Source organism: Citrobacter sp. wls708, assembly GCF_005281255.1.
Classification (GTDB): Bacteria; Pseudomonadota; Gammaproteobacteria; order Enterobacterales; family Enterobacteriaceae; genus Citrobacter; species Citrobacter werkmanii.
The window spans coordinates 69163-88791 of sequence record NZ_SZXE01000009.1 but is presented as its reverse complement, the minus strand read 5'-3'; the positions used below and the strand labels follow the sequence as shown (position 1 = coordinate 88791).

19 protein-coding genes are annotated in these 19629 nt (G+C 52.5%); 15 read left to right on the top strand and 4 right to left on the bottom strand.

All coding sequences use genetic code 11. The annotated features are described in order from the left end of the window. Positions 1–9: 9 nt before the first annotated feature. The 9 genes from ftsN (at position 10) to FDW97_RS04725 (ending at position 9362) form a co-directional block, all read left to right on the top strand. Positions 10–984 carry a cell division protein FtsN gene (ftsN, locus tag FDW97_RS04765; RefSeq protein ID WP_074458535.1) on the top strand — a complete coding sequence of 325 codons (975 nt, stop codon included), beginning with the start codon at positions 10–12 and terminating at the stop codon, positions 982–984. Between the two features lie 91 nt (positions 985–1075). Then, positions 1076–1606, top strand: coding sequence for an ATP-dependent protease subunit HslV (gene hslV / locus FDW97_RS04760; RefSeq protein ID WP_003028805.1), 531 nt, complete (start codon positions 1076–1078; stop codon positions 1604–1606). A gap of 9 nt (positions 1607–1615) precedes the next feature. Continuing rightward, positions 1616–2947, top strand: a complete 1332-nt coding sequence (gene hslU, locus FDW97_RS04755; protein WP_038636017.1) for an HslU--HslV peptidase ATPase subunit — start codon at positions 1616–1618, stop codon at positions 2945–2947. Between the two features lie 67 nt (positions 2948–3014). Further along, the gene (gene menA, locus FDW97_RS04750) at positions 3015–3944 is read left to right on the top strand and encodes a 1,4-dihydroxy-2-naphthoate polyprenyltransferase (protein WP_038636012.1); all 930 of its coding nucleotides are present in this window, start codon (positions 3015–3017) and stop codon (positions 3942–3944) included. Between the two features lie 92 nt (positions 3945–4036). After that, on the top strand, positions 4037–4522 hold the full coding sequence (gene rraA, locus FDW97_RS04745) for a ribonuclease E activity regulator RraA (protein ID WP_008787034.1): 486 nt from the start codon (positions 4037–4039) through the stop codon (positions 4520–4522). A gap of 227 nt (positions 4523–4749) precedes the next feature. After that, a complete protein-coding gene (locus FDW97_RS04740; protein ID WP_038636007.1) occupies positions 4750–5040 on the top strand; it encodes a UxaA family hydrolase in 291 nt (96 codons plus the stop codon). Positions 5041–5061: 21 nt separating this feature from the next. After that, positions 5062–6225 carry a UxaA family hydrolase gene (locus FDW97_RS04735; protein WP_085049743.1) on the top strand — a complete coding sequence of 388 codons (1164 nt, stop codon included), beginning with the start codon at positions 5062–5064 and terminating at the stop codon, positions 6223–6225. 86 nt (positions 6226–6311) lie between these two features. Further along, on the top strand, positions 6312–7271 hold the full coding sequence (locus tag FDW97_RS04730; RefSeq protein WP_038636001.1) for a 2-keto-3-deoxygluconate permease: 960 nt from the start codon (positions 6312–6314) through the stop codon (positions 7269–7271). Between the two features lie 159 nt (positions 7272–7430). After that, positions 7431–9362 carry a sigma 54-interacting transcriptional regulator gene (locus tag FDW97_RS04725; protein ID WP_137347083.1) on the top strand — a complete coding sequence of 644 codons (1932 nt, stop codon included), beginning with the start codon at positions 7431–7433 and terminating at the stop codon, positions 9360–9362. A 206-nt stretch (positions 9363–9568) separates the two neighbouring features. Here the strand turns inward: FDW97_RS04725 and zapB are convergent, their stop codons facing one another. Continuing rightward, positions 9569–9814: a septal ring assembly protein ZapB gene (zapB, locus tag FDW97_RS04720; protein WP_019077914.1), complete on the bottom strand. Its 246-nt coding sequence runs from the start codon at positions 9812–9814 to the stop codon at positions 9569–9571. Between the two features lie 428 nt (positions 9815–10242). Between zapB and FDW97_RS04715 the strand changes: the two genes are divergently transcribed. The 4 genes from FDW97_RS04715 to fpr all read left to right on the top strand — a co-directional run bounded on the left by FDW97_RS04715 (position 10243) and on the right by fpr (position 14612). Next, positions 10243–11088 (top strand): MIP/aquaporin family protein, encoded by an 846-nt coding sequence (locus FDW97_RS04715; protein WP_038635996.1) that lies wholly within the window; start codon positions 10243–10245, stop codon positions 11086–11088. Between the two features lie 22 nt (positions 11089–11110). Then, the gene (gene glpK, locus FDW97_RS04710; protein ID WP_085049741.1) at positions 11111–12619 is read left to right on the top strand and encodes a glycerol kinase GlpK; all 1509 of its coding nucleotides are present in this window, start codon (positions 11111–11113) and stop codon (positions 12617–12619) included. Positions 12620–12759: 140 nt separating this feature from the next. Next, positions 12760–13770: a class II fructose-bisphosphatase gene (gene glpX, locus FDW97_RS04705; RefSeq protein WP_137350713.1), complete on the top strand. Its 1011-nt coding sequence runs from the start codon at positions 12760–12762 to the stop codon at positions 13768–13770. Between the two features lie 95 nt (positions 13771–13865). Beyond that, positions 13866–14612 carry a ferredoxin--NADP(+) reductase gene (fpr, locus tag FDW97_RS04700; protein WP_038635988.1) on the top strand — a complete coding sequence of 249 codons (747 nt, stop codon included), beginning with the start codon at positions 13866–13868 and terminating at the stop codon, positions 14610–14612. A gap of 70 nt (positions 14613–14682) precedes the next feature. Here the strand turns inward: fpr and FDW97_RS04695 are convergent, their stop codons facing one another. After that, on the bottom strand, positions 14683–15111 hold the full coding sequence (locus FDW97_RS04695) for a DUF805 domain-containing protein (RefSeq protein ID WP_038635986.1): 429 nt from the start codon (positions 15109–15111) through the stop codon (positions 14683–14685). A gap of 100 nt (positions 15112–15211) precedes the next feature. On the opposite strand from FDW97_RS04695, the gene FDW97_RS04690 reads away from it, so the two are divergent. Then, entirely contained in the window at positions 15212–15808 is a 597-nt protein-coding gene (locus FDW97_RS04690; protein WP_038635984.1) for a YiiQ family protein, read from the top strand. 111 nt (positions 15809–15919) lie between these two features. Next, positions 15920–16687, top strand: a complete 768-nt coding sequence (gene tpiA / locus FDW97_RS04685; RefSeq protein ID WP_038635981.1) for a triose-phosphate isomerase — start codon at positions 15920–15922, stop codon at positions 16685–16687. Between the two features lie 40 nt (positions 16688–16727). Here tpiA and FDW97_RS04680 read toward each other — a convergent pair whose 3' ends face one another. Then, positions 16728–18200, bottom strand: a complete 1473-nt coding sequence (locus FDW97_RS04680; protein WP_038635979.1) for a DASS family sodium-coupled anion symporter — start codon at positions 18198–18200, stop codon at positions 16728–16730. 113 nt (positions 18201–18313) lie between these two features. Then, a complete protein-coding gene (locus FDW97_RS04675) occupies positions 18314–19618 on the bottom strand; it encodes an SLC13 family permease (protein WP_085049740.1) in 1305 nt (434 codons plus the stop codon). Between the last annotated feature and the right edge of the window lie 11 nt (positions 19619–19629).

The following is a 19629-nucleotide window of genomic DNA, read 5'->3' as shown; positions in this document are numbered from 1 at the left end:
GAAACGATAGTGGCACAACGAGATTATGTACGTCGCGGCCAACCGGCACCTTCGCGGCGCAAAAAGAGCACATCACGGAAAAAACAACGCAATACGCCTGCGGTATCGCCCGCTATGGTTGCTATTGCTGCAGCCGTACTCGTGACCTTTATCGGTGGTCTGTACTTCATTACGCATCACAAGAAAGAAGAGTCCGAAACGCTGCAAAACCAGAAAGTCACCGGGAATGGCATTCCACCAAAACCGGAAGAGCGCTGGCGATACATCAAAGAGCTGGAAAGCCGTCAGCCTGGCGTACGCGCGCCTACCGAACCGTCTGCCGGCGGCGAGGTGCTGAACGCCGACCAGTTAACCAATGAGCAGCGCCAGTTGTTGGCGCAGATGCAGGCTGATATGCGTCAACAGCCAACGCAGCTCAACGAAGTACCATGGAACGAACAAACGCCTGAGCAACGCCAGCAAACGCTGCAGCGTCAACGTCAGGTGCAACAGCAGCAGTGGAACACTACGCAGCAGCAGGCTCAACAACCACGCCAACGGGCAACGGAACAGCCGTACCAGCAGCCGCAAACGCGTACGGCGCAAACCGCACCGGTACAACAGCCGAAACCGCAGCCAAAACCGGCGGCGCAACAGCCGTATCAGGATCTGCTGCAAACGCCTGCGCATACCACCGCCGCTCAGCCGAAAACGCAACCGGCCGCGCCAATAACGAATGAAACGCAGCCGCCAAAACAGACGGCGGAGAAAAAAGATGAACGCCGCTGGATGGTTCAGTGCGGGTCATTTAAAGGCGCTGAGCAGGCAGAAACCGTGCGTGCACAGCTGGCCTTTGAAGGGTTCAACTCGCGAATTACCACTAATAACGGCTGGAATCGCGTGGTTATTGGTCCGCTCAAAGGCAAAGAGAATGCCGACAATACCATCAGCCGCCTGAAGGTTGCTGGTCACACAAACTGCATTCGACTCGCCACTGGGGGTTGAAACCCCCAAAATCCCCCCCATCTATACTTGCATTACGCCCCGCATCCTGTGCGGGGCCTGTATTCTGCATTTGTAACCAAGGGGTCTGCTCGTGACAACAATAGTAAGCGTACGCCGTAACGGCCATGTGGTAATCGCCGGTGATGGTCAGGCCACACTGGGTAACACCGTAATGAAAGGCAACGTGAAGAAAGTCCGCCGTCTGTATAACGACAAAGTCATTGCGGGCTTTGCGGGCGGTACTGCGGATGCATTCACGCTGTTTGAACTGTTCGAACGCAAGCTGGAAATGCACCAGGGTCACCTGGTGAAAGCGGCCGTTGAACTGGCAAAAGACTGGCGTACCGACCGTATGCTGCGCAAACTCGAAGCGCTGCTGGCCGTCGCAGATGAAACGGCATCACTCATCATCACCGGTAACGGCGACGTCATCCAGCCAGAAAACGATCTGATTGCCATCGGCTCCGGCGGTCCCTACGCCCAGGCTGCTGCACGCGCTCTGCTGGAAAACACCGAGCTTGGCGCGCGCGAGATTGCTGAGAAAGCGTTGGATATTGCAGGGGATATCTGCATTTATACCAACCACTTCCATACCATCGAAGAATTGAACTCCAAAGCGTAAGGATCCCCCATGTCTGAAATGACCCCACGCGAAATTGTCAGCGAACTGAACAAACACATCATCGGCCAGGATAACGCTAAGCGTTCCGTGGCGATTGCCCTGCGTAACCGCTGGCGCCGTATGCAGCTCAACGAAGAGCTGCGCCATGAAGTGACGCCGAAAAATATTCTGATGATTGGCCCGACCGGCGTCGGTAAAACCGAAATCGCCCGTCGCCTGGCAAAACTGGCCAACGCGCCGTTCATCAAGGTTGAAGCAACCAAATTCACCGAAGTTGGCTATGTTGGTAAGGAAGTTGACTCGATCATCCGCGATCTGACCGACGCAGCCATTAAGATGGTTCGCGTTCAGGCCATCGAGAAAAACCGCTTCCGCGCTGAAGAGATGGCGGAAGAGCGCATTCTCGACGTGCTGATCCCACCGGCTAAAAATAACTGGGGGCAGTCTGAGCAGCCGCAGGAACCTTCTGCCGCGCGTCAGGCGTTCCGTAAAAAACTGCGCGAAGGCCAGCTCGACGATAAAGAGATCGAAATCGATCTCGCCGCCGCACCGATGGGCGTTGAAATCATGGCACCTCCGGGCATGGAAGAGATGACCAGCCAGTTGCAGTCCATGTTCCAGAACCTGGGCGGTCAGAAGCAAAAACCGCGTAAGCTGAAAATCAAAGACGCGATGAAGCTGCTGATTGAAGAAGAAGCGGCCAAACTGGTGAACCCGGAAGAGCTGAAACAGGAAGCTATCGACGCCGTTGAGCAGCACGGGATCGTGTTTATCGACGAAATCGACAAAATCTGTAAGCGCGGCGAATCCTCTGGTCCGGATGTGTCCCGTGAAGGTGTACAGCGCGACCTGCTGCCGCTGGTTGAAGGCTGCACGGTCTCCACCAAGCACGGCATGGTGAAAACCGATCACATTCTGTTTATCGCTTCTGGCGCATTCCAGGTCGCGAAACCGTCGGACCTGATCCCGGAACTGCAGGGTCGTCTACCGATTCGCGTTGAACTACAGGCGCTGACCACCAGCGATTTTGAGCGTATCCTGACCGAACCGAATGCCTCCATCACCGTTCAGTACAAAGCGCTGATGGCGACCGAAGGTGTGGACATTAACTTCACCGAATCGGGCATTAAACGCATTGCCGAAGCGGCATGGCAGGTTAACGAAACCACCGAAAACATCGGTGCGCGTCGTCTGCACACCGTTCTGGAACGTCTGATGGAAGATATTTCCTATGATGCGAGCGATTTGAACGGCCAAAGCATCACAATTGATGCCGATTATGTGAGCAAACATCTGGATGCGCTGGTCGCAGATGAAGATCTGAGCCGTTTTATCCTATAATCGCGTTCAATGCATTTTCATCACTGTTGATGGGGCTGATAAAGCCCCATTTTTATTGGCGCTAAATATGACTGAACAACAACAAATTAGCCGCTCACAAGCCTGGCTGGAAAGTTTACGACCTAAGACCTTACCGCTCGCCTTCGCGGCGATCATCGTCGGTACGGCATTAGCATGGTGGCAAGGATACTTCGATCCGCTGGTTGCTCTGCTGGCATTGATTACGGCGGGACTGCTGCAAATTCTGTCCAATCTCGCTAACGACTATGGCGATGCCGTCAAAGGCAGCGACAAGCCCGATCGCATTGGACCGCTGCGCGGGATGCAAAAAGGGGTTATCACCCAAGAGCAGATGAAGCGTGCGCTGATCGTCACCGTAGTGTTGATCTGTCTGTCTGGTCTGGCCCTGGTTGCCGTGGCCTGTCACACGCTGGCGGATTTTGTCGGTTTCCTGGTGCTCGGGGGCCTGTCAATTATCGCCGCGATCACTTACACCGTGGGTAATCGCCCTTACGGATATATCGGTCTGGGCGATATTTCCGTGCTGGTATTCTTCGGCTGGCTCAGCGTGATGGGAAGCTGGTATTTACAGGCCCATACGCTGATTCCGGCGCTGATTCTGCCTGCCACCGCCTGCGGCCTGCTGGCAACCGCTGTGCTCAACGTCAACAATCTGCGCGATATCAACAGCGACAGAGAGAATGGCAAGAACACGCTGGTCGTGCGTTTAGGCGCCGTGAATGCCCGCCGCTACCATGCCTGCCTGCTGATGGGTACGCTGGTCTGTCTGGCGCTGTTTAACCTGTTCTCGCTGCAAAGCCTGTGGGGATGGCTGTTTATTCTCGCCGCTCCGCTGCTTTTCAAACAGGCGCGTTACGTGATGCGTGAGATGAACCCTGAGGCAATGCGCCCGATGCTGGAACGCACCGTAAAAGCGGCACTATTAACTAACCTGCTGTTTGTCGTTGGAATTTTCTTAAGTCAGTGGTCTCTTTAACTGACAAATATCAATTAACAATTGATGATTTTGCCAACAGTACACATAGCGCGATATACTAAAAATTCTCGCAGCAACTAAACGTTAAGCCTATGAAATACGATACATCCGAGCTTTGTGACATCTATCAGGAAGATGTCAACGTCGTGGAACCGCTGTTCTCTAACTTTGGGGGACGGTCGTCGTTTGGCGGACAAATCATCACGGTAAAATGTTTCGAGGACAACGGGTTGCTGTACGATCTGCTCGAACAGAACGGCCGTGGTCGCATTCTGCTGGTCGATGGCGGCGGTTCTGTTCGCCGCGCGCTGGTCGATGCCGAACTGGCGCGGCTGGCCGTACAGAATGAATGGGAAGGTCTGGTCATCTACGGCTCAGTACGCCAGGTAGACGATCTGGAAGAACTGGATATCGGCATTCAGGCGATTGCCGCAATTCCGGTAGGCGCTTCAGGTGAAGGCATTGGGGAAAGCGATGTGCGCGTCAACTTTGGCGGCGTGACCTTCTTCTCCGGCGACCACCTGTACGCCGACAACACCGGGATAATCCTCTCCGAAGACCCGCTCGATATCGAGTGATCAAAAAGGCACCGCAAGGTGCCTTTTTTTATGCGTTTCCGTCGTACCCACCTTTTGCACGCCTTGCAACTGTAGCTATTTGCCCCAACTGATGAAGCTACTTACAGCGGCTCTATCTCCCCCTTCCCACTCTGCGTGTTATTTGTCTTAATAAACAATAATTTAAAAACATGGCACGCCTTATGCTTTATACCACTGTATCCAATCAAAGCGCATAAGGATTTTTTATGAAGAAAAATGCAGTGGTTATTAACCCGCAAGATAGCGTTGCTACTGCTATCCAGCCCCTCAAGGCCGGAGACGTCGCCAACATGTTTGTTGGCAATGAAAATCTGACCATCACCTTACGGGATGACATCCCTTACGGTCATAAATTTGCCATTAAAGCCGTTGCGCTTCATGGCGAAGTTTACAAATACGGTGAATCCATTGGTCGGGCAACAAAGCCTATCCAGACCGGAGATTATGTTCATGTTCATAATGTTGAAAGTGAACGTGGCCGTGGGGATTGGAAATAAAGGCTGAAGGAACAAGTGAAAATGAAAAAAACAATCAAAGGTTATCGTCGTCCGGATGGCAGCGTGGGTATTCGCAACTACGTCTTAATTTTACCTACCAGCGTTTGCGCCAATAAAGTCGCTCAGGACATCTCAGCTCAGGTTCATGGCTCAACCTGGCTTAATAATGATTTTGGTTGCTGCCAGATTGCTGGTGATGCTGCATTAACCGAAAAAACACTGATCAACGTTGCCAGGAACGGCAACGTTGGCGCCATACTCGTTGTCGGATTGGGTTGTGAAGGCGCTGAACCTACTCACATTGCGCAAGAAATCACGAAATTTGGTAAGCCGGTTTCCTGCATCACAATTCAGAATGAAGGGGGGACCTTGCAGTGTCAGGCGCGCGGAATTTCAATCGCACGTCAGTATGCGCAGGATTTGTCCCAGCAAGACTACGAAGAAATAAACGTCAGCGAGTTGATCCTCGGAATGGAATGCGGAGGTTCTGATACCACCTCTGGCCTCGCCTCCAACCCTGCCTGTGGTGTTGCATCTGATTTGTTAGTTAACGATGGTGGCACATCGATTCTTTCAGAAACCACCGAATTCATTGGCGCAGAACACGTTGTTGCTCGTCGGGCCATTAATTCACAAGTCGCAGACGATTTAATCAAGCTGGTTGTGGGGTGTGAAGAAAGAGCGAAAGCCCTGGGCGCAGATATCAGGGGCGGGCAACCGACGCCAGGTAATATCCAGGGCGGTATCACCACCATTGAGGAAAAATCTCTGGGCTGCATGCACAAAGCGGGTCATTCACCGCTACAGGGCGTCCTGCAATACGCAGATTTCCCTGGCGGTCGTGGACTATGGGTGATGGACTCCCCTGGACAAGATATCGAATCCATCTCCGGGATGGTGGCCGGCGGCGCACAAATTATTATCTTTACTACCGGGCGCGGAACCCCCACGGGAAACCCGATTGCGCCAGTGATCAAAATCACCGCCAACGAAGAAACATTTACCAAAATGCGCGACAACATTGATATTGATGTTTCATCGATTATGCGGGGAGAATCTTCTATTAATGAGATGGGCGAGGTGATTTATCAGGAAATCATTAAGGTTTCTAATGGTAAAACAACCAAAGCTGAAGATCTTGGGCATAAGGAATTCTCTATTTACAAGATCGCACCAACATTCTAAGACGATAGAAATATAACCCTATACGGTGGGAATAAATAACATATTCCCATCATTAATATCCGTTACGAAAACACGGAAGTCTCCTCATGAAAATAAAACAAACAATTGAGAAATTCCCAGGCGGGATGATGGTAATCCCGTTATTGATCGGAGCATTATTAAAGACATTTTGTCCTGGTGCTTTAGAAATAGGGAGCTTTTCGACGGCGGTAGCTCATGGCGCTCTCGCTATCCTGGGCGTATTTTTTGTCTGTATGGGCGCTGAAATCCGCCTACAGGCCGCGCCGGTCGCCCTGAAAAAAGGGTTCGCCATTATGCTGTCCAAGTTGGTTGTCGGGACAGCAATTGGCTTACTGGTCGCAAAGTTTTGCGGCGCCAACGGCTTCTTTGGTTTGTCTGCACTCGCCATTATCGCGGCTATGACCAATGCGAATATGGGCCTCTACGCTGCACTGACCAAACAGTTTGGCAATGAAACCGATGCGGGCGCTATCGCTGTGCTTTCCGTACTTGAAGGCCCCTTTCTGACGATGGTGGCGATGGGTGCCGCTGGGCTGGTGTCGATCCCAATAATGGAACTGTTCGCCGTTGTTTTACCAATACTGATTGGTATGCTGCTCGGAAATCTGGATGAGGATATGCGTTCGTTCCTGAAAAGCGGCGGCGCGATGCTGATTCCCTTCTTCTCTTTTGGTCTGGGTACCGGAATCGATTTCAGCACCCTGCTGATGGCCGGATTCGCAGGGGTTATTCTGGGTCTCATGACCGCATTCATTGGCGCGCTGATTAATGTTGCCGTCTCCCGTTTTGTCGGAGGTTCAGGCATCGCCGGAGCGGCAGTCTCCACGACGGCCGGTAACGCCGTTGCGACCCCCGCAGCCATCGCCGCGGTTGACCCCAGCGTGTCAGCATTAATCGCCGTAGCGACGCCGCAGATTGCCGCCTCTACGATCGTCACCTCCTTAGTCGTACCGTTTATAACCGCCTGGGTTGCTCGCCGCGAACAAAGGAGAATCGCCCAACGCCAGCAGTTATCAAAAACATAAATTCCACAGAGTTGATCGAAAACAATTCCGCTGTTCACCATTTATGTGACAAAAAGATTGCAGAAACAGTAAGTCGTGAATGGATTACTGTTTCTACAATAATGCCGACAACTGTTTCCACCGTTATCGACTTCACATCATGATCATGCTGGATTCAACATGTTAAAATTACCTAATATTTACATCGTTTCTCCTTTACAAGCGCTCTCTCTCGAAGCTGAACGCCTGTCTATCCGATATAAGCACATCGCAAATATAACGATATTAAATGCCACCCTTGACGATGTTGATTCCGTGATCCCGATATTGCGCACGAACTCCCCTGATCTTGTGATTAGTCGCGGTGGCATGGCATGGATGCTTAAACAAAAAATACCGCAGCCTGTCATTGAAATAAAAACATCCGCTTATGATATTATCGATGCCCTCAGGCCATATCTTGGGCTCAATAAAAATATTGGGGTTATTGGGTTTCGCAGCGTTATCGACGGTTGTATGAAAATAGCCAGGATGCTTAATCTGCAACTCACTGAGTTTATCATTGACGAAATGGCCAACCCTTGCATTGAGAATGTCAGAAATGACTTTGTCAATTACACACAAAATAACCAGATAGATCTTATTATTGGCGATGCCATTTGCCCGCTTTATTTTGGCACACACAGCATGGAACATTTCATCCCTTTCCATTCAGGTGTCGAGTCCATAGAACTGGCATTACATGAGGCAATTCAGCTGTATCAGGCGCTCGCTAATGAGCGCATTGAGCAAAACCAGCTAAACCTGTTACTTGACCACACCAATAAATTCATTCTTCTCATTGATAATTGCGGTAAGGTCATTCACTGTAACCATAAAGCCGTCGAGCTTTTACAACTCAGTAAACATGATTTAATCAGTAAAAAAATACCTTCCTTAACGCTAAACTGGGAAGACCTGCAAAATAATATCCCGATAGAAAATGAGTTAATCAACACACCCTATGGCGAATTTGTGGTTAACCAGTTCCCCATTGTAGAAAACGAAAATCTCAACCGCGTGGTGATCACCCTCCAGACATCATCTAACTTACAGAATGCTGAGCAGAAGATAAGAATCAAAGAAGCGAAAAAGTTAGGATTTCACGCCAGGTATCACTTCGAAGATTTTATTACCTGCAACCGTGAAATGCAGGATCGCTTAAGGTTAGCCAGGATATATGCTGAAACCGAAGCAACAATACTGCTACTCGGTGAAAATGGTACCGGCAAAGAGGTTCTGGCGCAGAGCATTCATAACGCCAGTTCACATCGCAATGGGCCATTTGTTGCAGTTAACTGCGGCGCAATCCCCGCTTCAATTATGGAAAGCGAACTCTTTGGATATGTCGATGGCGCGTTTTCCGGTGCCTCTAAAAAAGGCCGCGCAGGGATGTTTGAACTGGCGCATAACGGCACCATCTTTCTTGATGAAATCAGCGAACTGGATAAGTTCTTACAAGCAAAACTCTTACGCATTCTGCAAGAGCGCCAACTGATGCGCCTGGGCGCAGATCACATGATTCCGGTTAACGTCCGCGTTATTGCGGCCACAAACCGAAACTTACCGGCAATGATTGCAGCCGGTGATTTTAGAGAAGACCTTTTTTATCGCTTGAATGTGCTCAAGGTCACCACATTACCGTTACGTGAACGCCCGGACGATATCCAACTTATTGGGCAAACAACTTTAGATGCGCTGAGAAAGTCCTATCAGCTGCCTCCCATTGCATTGAGCGAAAGTTTATGGAGTGAGCTGAAAAAATATTTATGGCCGGGTAACGTACGTCAGTTGAATAATATTATGGAGCGCCTGGCGTTATCGTTTTCATCCGGTGTGGTGTCTCTTTCTGCCGCCACGTTACTGATTGAGGATTTACAAGCCGATAAAGCGTCTTCCCCCCAACAACCTCGCCATCACTGCCCGGACTGCCAGTTGCTCGAAGGGCCGTATAAACGGATCCGTAGCCGTATTCTCAAAGGGGTGCTACTACGACAGCAAAACAACAAAAGCCGTGCAGCGAAGCAACTGGATATTGACCGTAGCTCGTTCACCCGTTGGCTTGGTGATTGATGGGAAAGCCCGCAAGCAAGGCCGTTATCAAAGATAAGTATTGCCGGATGTCGGCTTACACCTTATCCGGCCTACAAACTAAATCCTCTATAGATTTCGCGTCAGGGCAAGGCGGCAAGTAAGTGAATCCCCAGGAGCATAGGCCACTATGTGACTGGGGTGAACGCACGCAGCCAACGCCGCCATAACGTGAAATATGACGAGGATTAGACTTCTTCCATACGACCCAGCAGGGCATGCAGACGATCCTGCCAGCCGTTCTGCTGTTCTTTCAGATTGTTGTTCTCACGCTCCAGTTCTTCACGCTGCTGCTGTGCAGACTGAACTTCCTGCGACAGTGAGTTATTCTTTTCTTTCAGCTCTTCGATTTCCATCTGCAACAGCGTGATGGTATCAATCGCCTGCTGTACTTTTGCTTCCAGTTTCTCAAACACTTCTAATGACATCGTCATACCTCTCCTGAATTGCAAGGCGTTGATGGATAAAAATCCTCGTCCCGATAACCGGCGACGCCTTAATAAAAACGAGCGCACTCTACTTAACACCGATTGTATGAAGCCGCGTCATCCCTGTCCAGCGGCATCCCGCGCAGATTGCGGTTTGCAACACTTTTAGTCTTTCTCCTGGTGACATGACTGTCATAACGCTTAAGTGTTAAGAGATTGATCGGTGAAATGATTCAGCTCACACTATTTTTGTATAACAAATACCGCGCAATGGCGCGAAAACGCTCATTTTGTTGATGCAGTACACACATTTTAATTTCGATATTTCTCGTTTTTGAGCGTTAACGATAAATTAACAGTGTGCCTACCGGCTCCGGGGATGTCAGTGACCTTCTCGCACACAATAAACATTAAACTCTCTTCAGGATCCGATTATGAGTCAAACATCAACCTTAAAAGGCCAGTGCATTGCTGAATTCCTCGGTACCGGGTTGTTGATTTTCTTCGGTGTGGGCTGTGTCGCTGCACTCAAAGTGGCCGGGGCTACTTTTGGTCAGTGGGAAATCAGCATCATCTGGGGTCTGGGGGTAGCGATGGCTATCTATCTGACCGCAGGCGTTTCTGGCGCACACCTGAATCCAGCGGTCACCATCGCACTCTGGCTGTTTGCCTGTTTTGATAAACGCAAAGTCGTCCCTTTTATTATTTCGCAAATTGCCGGCGCCTTTTGCGCAGCGGCATTGGTTTACGGGCTTTATTACAATCTTTTCCTCGATTTCGAACAAACCAATCATATCGTGCGCGGCAGTACCGAGAGCCTGGGTCTGGCAGGTACTTTCTCCACCTATCCGAACCCGCATATCAATTTTGTGCAGGCCTTCGCGGTTGAAATGGTCATTACCGCTATTCTAATGGGGCTGATTCTGGCCCTGACCGACGATGGTAACGGTGTACCTCGTGGTCCGCTGGCGCCACTGCTGATCGGCTTACTGATTGCCGTTATTGGTGCTTCCATGGGTCCGCTAACAGGTTTTGCGATGAACCCGGCACGTGACTTCGGACCGAAACTGTTCGCCGGATTGGCCGGATGGGGTGAGATTGCCTTCACGGGTGGTCGTGATATCCCTTACTTCCTGGTGCCGGTGTTTGGCCCGATTACCGGCGCAATTTTGGGCGCATGGGCCTATCGCAAACTGATTGGTCGTCATTTACCGTGCGATGTCTGCGCGATTGAAGAGAAAGACGTTGCGGCCAACACTCAACAAAAAGCTTCGCAGTAATGTGACTACGGGACAAAAAATTATGACTGAAAAAAAATATATCGTTGCGCTCGACCAGGGCACCACCAGCTCCCGCGCGGTCGTCATGGACCACGATGCGAATATCGTTGCCGTTTCACAGCGCGAATTCGAGCAAATCTACCCGAAAGCAGGTTGGGTAGAACACGACCCAATGGAAATTTGGGCAACCCAAAGCTCCACGCTGGTTGAAGTGCTGGCGAAAGCCGATATCAGTTCCGATGAAATTGCCGCGATCGGTATTACCAACCAGCGTGAAACCACCATCGTCTGGGAACGTGAGACCGGTAAACCAATCTATAACGCCATTGTATGGCAGTGTCGTCGTACCGCGGATATCTGCGAGAAGCTCAAGCGCGACGGTATGGAAGAGTACATCCGCAATAACACCGGCCTGGTGATTGACCCGTACTTCTCCGGTACCAAAGTGAAGTGGATCCTCGACCACGTAGAAGGTTCGCGTGAGCGCGCCCGTCGCGGTGAACTGCTGTTTGGTACCGTAGACACCTGGCTTATCTGGAAAATGACGCAGGGGCGTGTACACGTCACCGATTACACCAACGCCTCACGTACCATGCTGTTCAACATTCACTCCCTGGACTGGGACGACAAGATGCTGGATGCGCTGGATATTCCGCGCGCCATGCTGCCGGAAGTACGTCGTTCTTCTGAAGTGTACGGTCAGACCAACATCGGTGGTAAGGGCGGCATTCGTATTCCTATCTCCGGTATCGCCGGTGACCAGCAGGCGGCGCTGTTCGGCCAGCTGTGCGTGAAAGAAGGGATGGCGAAAAACACTTACGGTACCGGCTGCTTCATGCTGATGAACACCGGCGAGAAAGCCGTTAAGTCCGAAAACGGGCTGCTGACCACCATCGCCTGCGGACCGACCGGAGAAGTGAACTACGCCCTGGAAGGCGCGGTGTTTATGGCGGGTGCCTCTATCCAGTGGCTGCGTGATGAAATGAAACTCATCAGCGATGCATTCGACTCTGAGTATTTCGCGACTAAAGTGAAAGACACCAACGGCGTGTACGTCGTTCCGGCATTCACCGGTCTGGGCGCACCGTACTGGGACCCGTATGCGCGTGGCGCCATCTTCGGTCTGACCCGTGGCGTAAACTCCAACCACATCATTCGCGCAACGCTTGAGTCTATCGCTTACCAGACCCGTGACGTACTGGAAGCGATGCAGGCTGACTCCGGCATTCGCTTGCACGCCCTGCGCGTCGATGGCGGTGCGGTCGCCAACAACTTCCTGATGCAGTTCCAGTCGGACATTCTCGGCACGCGCGTTGAGCGCCCGGAAGTCCGCGAAGTCACTGCGCTGGGTGCGGCTTATCTGGCCGGTCTGGCGGTCGGCTTCTGGCAAAACCTGGATGAGCTGCAGGAAAAAGCGGTCATCGAGCGTGAATTCCGTCCTGGCATCGAAACCACCGAACGTAACTTCCGTTACAGCGGCTGGAAAAAAGCAGTCAAACGCGCCATGGCGTGGGAAGATCACGACGAGTAATACGTCATTGCCGGATGGCGACGCTAAGGTGTCTTATCCGGCAATATCTTCGTGCGGGGACAACCCCGCACACACATCAATAATCTCGCCCCCTCCCCTGTGCTACACTTCGCGCCATTCCTTTCAGCTACGAGTTTGCAATGAGACGAGAACTTGCCATTGAATTTTCACGCGTGACCGAAGCGGCCGCGCTGGCTGGCTATAAATGGCTGGGCCGCGGCGATAAAAATACCGCTGACGGCGCGGCGGTGAACGCCATGCGTATTATGCTCAACCAGGTCAACATCGACGGCACCATCGTGATTGGCGAAGGTGAAATCGATGAAGCGCCGATGCTGTTTATCGGTGAGAAAGTCGGTACGGGTCTTGGCGATGCGGTAGACATCGCAGTCGATCCTATCGAAGGCACGCGTATGACGGCAATGGGCCAGGCAAATGCGCTGGCGGTACTGGCCGTGGGCGATAAAGGCTGCTTCCTGAACGCGCCGGACATGTACATGGAAAAGCTGATTGTCGGCCCAGGCGCAAAAGGGTCCATTGACCTGAACCTGTCGCTGGAAGCCAACCTGCGTAACATTGCCGCCGCGCTGAACAAACCCCTGAGTGACCTGACCGTCACTATCCTGGCAAAACCTCGCCATGATGACGTTATTGCAGAGATGACGAAACTGGGCGTGCGCGTATTCGCTATTCCCGACGGCGACGTTGCGGCTTCAATTCTGACCTGCATGCCTGACAGCGAAGTTGACGTGCTGTACGGCATTGGCGGCGCACCGGAAGGTGTGGTCTCCGCCGCCGTTATCCGCGCGCTGGATGGCGATATGCAGGGCCGTCTCCTGGCGCGTCATGACGTCAAAGGCGACAGCGAAGAAAACCGCCGCATTGGCGAACAGGAACTGGCCCGCTGCACCGCGATGGGCATTGAAGCGGGCAAAGCGCTGCGTCTGGGCGAAATGGCGCGCAGCGACAACGTCATTTTTTCTGCCACCGGCATCACCAAAGGCGATCTGCTGGAAGGCATTAGCCGCAAAGGCAATATCGCGACCACCGAAACGCTGCTGATCCGCGGCAAATCGCGCACAATCCGCCGCATTCAGTCGATTCACTATCTCGATCGCAAAGATCCCGATGTGCAGGCGCACATCCTGTAATTGATTTGATCAATAGAGCCTTCCAGCCCATCCGGGCTGGAAATCTTTCGTCCAACGAACGAAGATAAGGCAATCAAAGCAGACAGGAGACAACCATGGCAGATTGGGTAACAGGCAAAGTCACAAAGGTGCAGAACTGGACCGATGCCTTATTTAGTTTGACCGTGCGAGCTCCGGTTCTTCCTTTTACTGCTGGCCAGTTTACCAAGCTTGGCCTGGAAATCGACGGCGAGCGCGTCCAGCGCGCCTATTCCTACGTGAATGCGCCCGACAATCCCGATTTAGAGTTTTATCTGGTGACGGTTCCCGACGGCAAACTCAGCCCTCGTTTGGCCGCGCTGAAGCCTGGCGATGACGTTCAGGTGGTCAGTGAAGCCGCTGGCTTCTTCGTGCTGGATGAGGTCCCCGATTGCGACACGCTATGGATGCTGGCGACCGGCACGGCTATCGGCCCGTATTTGTCGATTCTGCAGTTAGGCAAAGATCTGGATCGCTTTAAAAATCTGGTGCTGGTCCACGCCGCGCGCTATGCCGCCGATTTAAGCTACCTGCCATTGATGCAGGCGCTGGAAAAACGCTACGAAGGTAAATTACGTATCCAGACCGTTGTTAGCCGTGAAACTGCGGCAAATTCGTTGACCGGACGAGTGCCAGCGCTGATTGAAAGCGGTGAGCTGGAAAAAGCGGTAGGTCTGCCAATGGATAAAGAAACCAGCCACGTAATGCTGTGTGGAAATCCACAAATGGTGCGCGACACGCAGCAACTGTTGAAAGAGACCCGGCAGATGACCAAACACCTGCGCCGTCGACCAGGCCATATGACCGCTGAACACTACTGGTAAGAACGTTTTACTGCCCGGTAAGCGTCCCGGGCATTTTGCCGGATGGCGACGCTAACGCGTCTTATCCGGCCTACGAGTCAGCTCTGTACTTTACGTCCTGCGTATCTTTACCGTATTTATTTTCGTCCTGGGTGCCGACAAACGCGCCCAGATCGATAAGCATGCCGACCAGAATCAGCGTCGGAAGAAAACGACCTACCGCCCATTGCCAGACGCCAGGTAACATCGCCCAGTTTCCGGCCAGCAGCATCCACGCCAGAATCATCAGCAACGCCCACGCTCCTGAACGCCCTCGGTCATGCAGACGCTTTACCGTCACCGCCGCCGTCGGCCATAACAGACACACCAGACAAAATGCTGCGGTTTGAATATCGAGTAATTGCTTACTTGCCAGGGAGAACAACGCCAGCATACTGACGATCCACAGACCTATCCAAATCCAGAAATCACGGCGTCCAATACGCCCTTTAAATGAGAATAACCACTGCTGTATGGTCATGTAGGTTCCTTTATTATTACCTTCCAGGACAGTTTACCCTTTTGACAAGCCGGACGGTTACCGTTTTAATCGTGAGCAGTGAGAATGAAAGGTACAATTGATGAAGCAAGGATTTACACTGTTTTTATTACTGTTTTCAGCCTTAACCGTAAGCACTACAGCGCAGGCGGAAGAGCCATCGACGGCAATCACGGCCCCCTATTTGCTGGCGGGCGCGCCGACTTTTGATCTATCGATTAGCCAGTTTCGTGAAAACTTTAATACACAGAATCCAAAGCTTATCCTCAATGAATTCCGTGCCATCGACAGCAGCCGCGACCGGGCGAATCTCACCCGCGCCGCCAGCAAAATCAACGAAAATCTGTATGCGTCATCCGCGCTTGAACGCGGTACATTGAAAATCAAAAGTATGCAGATCACCTGGCTACCGATTCAGGGGCCTGAACAAAAGGCGGCGAAAGCGAAAGCGCTGGAATACATGACCGCCGTCATTCATACCGTCGCGCCGCTGCTGACAAAAGAACAAAGTCAGAAAAAGCTGCAAAAATTGCTCGCCGCCGGTAAAGGTAAGCACTATTACGCCGAAACAGAAGGCGCTATTCGCTATGTCATAGCAGATAACGGTGAAAAGGGGCTGACCTTCGCTGTTGAACCGATTAAGCTGGCACTATCAGAAAGTCTTGAGAAGGCGAATTGATGACAAAAAGCAAAGCCTTTCCGCAGACGAATCTCTATACTGTTTCACAGACCATGCTGCCCTGACGGGCGGCCATATTCCTTAATTCGCTGACAAGCGTGGAGAAATGAAATGCGACATCCTTTAGTGATGGGTAACTGGAAACTGAACGGCAGCCGCCATATGGTAAACGAACTGGTTGCTAATCTGCGTAAAGAACTGGCTGGCGTTGCTGGCTGTGCAGTAGCGATTGCTCCGCCGGAAATGTATATCGACCTGGCGAAACACGCCGCTGCCGGTAGCCACATCATCCTGGGCGCGCAGAACGTTGACCTGAACCTGTCTGGCGCATTCACCGGTGAAACAAGCGCTGAAATGCTGAAAGATATCGGCGCGCAGTACATCATTATCGGTCACTCTGAGCGCCGTACTTACCACAAAGAGTCTGACGAACTGATCGCGAAGAAATTTGCTGTGCTGAAAGAGCAGGGTCTGACTCCAGTTCTGTGCATCGGTGAAACCGAAGCAGAAAACGAAGCGGGCAAAACTGAAGAAGTCTGCGCACGTCAGATCGACGCCGTTCTGAAAACTCAGGGCGCTGCGGCATTCGAAGGCGTAGTTATCGCTTACGAACCAGTATGGGCTATCGGTACCGGTAAATCTGCAACTCCGGCTCAGGCTCAGGCTGTTCACAAATTCATCCGTGACCACATTGCTAAAGCTGACGCGAAAATAGCTGAACAGGTTATCATCCAGTACGGCGGTTCCGTAAACGCGGGCAACGCGGCTGAACTGTTCGCTCAGCCGGACATCGACGGCGCGTTGGTTGGCGGTGCTTCTCTGAAAGCAGACGCCTTCGCAGTCATCGTTAAAGCAGCAGAAGCCGCTAAACAGGCTTAAGTTGTATGGCGGGAGGAGCACTCCTCCCGTCGCATCAGGTTTACCAGTATCCCAGCCAGTGCCACCAGAAGGCGCCGGTTATCCCCCAAATGGTCAGGTTGACCACACTCATTACCAGTCCCGTTTTCCACCACTCCGCCAGCGTGACATAGCCTGAACCAAAAATGATAGGCGCAGTACCCGTGCCATAGTGCGTGAGCGACATCATCAGCGAGGAGGAGAAGCCGAGCATCAACCCAAGCAGCGCCGGCGGCGCGCCGAGGCCTAATCCTGCGGCGAAGAACGCAGCGAACATCGCCGTAATATGCGCGGTTGTACTGGCGAAAAAGTAGTGCGAGTAGACGTAAAGCAGGATCAGCAATAGCGTCGCGATACTCCAGTGCACACCAAGATGGTCGATTGCGCTACCCACGCTGGTTGCCAGCCACCCCACCAGCCCCAACTTGCTGAGAAAATCTGCCATCATTACCAGCGCCGCGAACCAGACTATAGTATCCCACGCGCCACGGCACTTAAGAATGTCATCCCAACTTAATACGCCCGCCATCAACAGAATCGACAAACCAATTAACGCGGCGCTGGTAGGGTTTACACTCCAGCCACTGCCCATCAACATCGCGGGCACTCCCGCCCACAGGCAGAGCAGCAAAATGAAGACGGCCAGGGTAATTTTCTCTGCCAGTGAAAGCGGACCTAGCGCATCCAGTTTTTGTCGTGCGAACTGAGGCGCATTTGGCGTGCGTGTGATGGCTGGCGGGTAGAGCCACCAGATAACAATCGGCATAACGACCAGTGAGACCACCGCGGGAAGCAGCGCGGCGATAGCCCACATTCCCCAGGTCATATTCAGCACACCATCGGTTCCCTTCGTTAAAAAGCTAACGATTAAGGGGTTAGGCGCGGTCGCGGTGATGAACATTGCCGAGCTGATGGGGTTAATGTTGTAATTCACCAGCGCCAGATAGCGGCCCGTTGAGCCATTCTCGTTGTTGCCCGGCTGCGATCCGAGGCTTTCCGCAATCGCCCGCATTACCGGGTGAATAATACCGCCGCCACGCGCCGTGTTGCTTGGCGTAACCGGCGCAATCAGGGTTTCCGCAAGGGTTAATGCCCACGCAATACCCAGCGTTCTTTTACCAAACAGCGCAATAAACCCGTAGCCAATACGCGCGCCCAACCCGGTCTTTAACAGGCTTTGCGACAGCATGATGGATAAACCAATCAGCCAAATCAGTTGATTAGAGAAGCCGCTCAAGGCATCGTTCAGCGCGGCCGAGGGTTTACCGGGGTTAGTGACGCCGGTCATCGCCACCAGCATAATCGCCACAACCGCAATGGCGCCAATGGGCATGGCTTTACCGATAATCGCTGCGATCGTACCAATGAACAACGCCAGCAGATGCCACGCTTGCGGAGTGACGTCAGGCGGACACGGGATAACAAACCAGATGGTCAGCGTGATCGCGAGCGAAATGATGGCAGGCCAACAGCGGATAGGGGTCAAACTGTCCATGAATCAATCCTTGAGTTTCCAGTGCGCAAATCTGCGCCCCGGTATTAACCGCCATCAGCCCAAATAAAACAATTCATCATCTCACAAAACAAAAAATTAACATTTAGATACAGTTATAATTTACCCAGTATACTGAACCAGAGGTAATCCAACGGCAGAAGCAACAGATACGTTGCCGCCGCCAGCGCCATACACAGCAGCATCCCCGCCCTCGCAGGCACTTTCCCAAGCGCCATCGCCACAACAATGGGTGAAGCCTGATACGGCAGCAGCGGTGTGGAATACCCCAGAACCTGAATCATAATCACCGACAGCAGCGGGAATCCTGTGGCATCGGCAAAGCTTTGCGCCAGCGTGGTATACAGCGCCGGAACACCGTTTGCCGTCATAATAAAATTGAGTGCGGTGGTAATGCCGGTCAGCGCGAGGAAGCTGGTGAACGGTTTTTCCGCGTCCAGCGGCATCACCTGTAACAGCGCCTCGCCCACCGCACTGCCAATACCGGTCTGCGTGACCGTGATCGCCAGCCCCAGAATACCCGCCACGTAGATACAGGTACGGATATTGACCCCACTGGAAAACTCCTCGCCATTAATAAAGCCAACCCGAGGTAGCAGCGTGATAACCGCCGCCGCCAGTCCGGTCCACGCTGGACCAATGCCGTGCCAGCTTTCGCTTACCCACAAAAACAACACCACCGCTAACATCCATGCCAGACGTTTTTCATCCCGGCTCATCGGCTCAGGCGGCGTCAAATCTCGCGGCGCATGGGGCTTACCAGGAAACAGCCAGCAGATAAGTACGATGAGTATCGCGCCTTTGAGCCAGCCCAGAACCGGCGTATGCAGTAGTAAATAAGGCAGATAATTCAGGTGGATACCGTAAGAACCTTCCGCTGCGCCGCTCATCACCAGATTCGGCACGTTAGCGGGTAAAATCGTCGCGGAAAGCTGGAACGTCCCAAACCCGACGGCCAGCGCCAGACCATACCAGGCTCGCGTGCCGTCGTTAATTCCCGCCCGTTTCGCCATCGCGGCAACAATCGGCATCAGTAGCGCAATGCGCCCCATGTTGGACGGCATTACAAACGCCAGCGCATAACTTAGCAGTACCACACTCGCTACCATTAACGGCCAGGAGTCGGTCAATCGCGATGACAGCGCCCTCGCCGCCCTGTCCGCCAATCCCGTTTTACGAATCGCGATACCCAGCACGAATCCACTGAAGACCAGCCAGAACGCCGACGACGCAAAGCCGCCAAAAATCACATCCGGTGGCGCGATTTTGGCCACCATCGCCACGGCAAAGAACAGCAGCGCCGTTATAAATTCCGGCAGCAGCGACGTCGCCCAGAGAAGAATGGTGATGCCAACCACCAGAGAAGGGATAAACAGAGGGTGCGAAAGCCAGAGCGACATGCCTGTCTCCT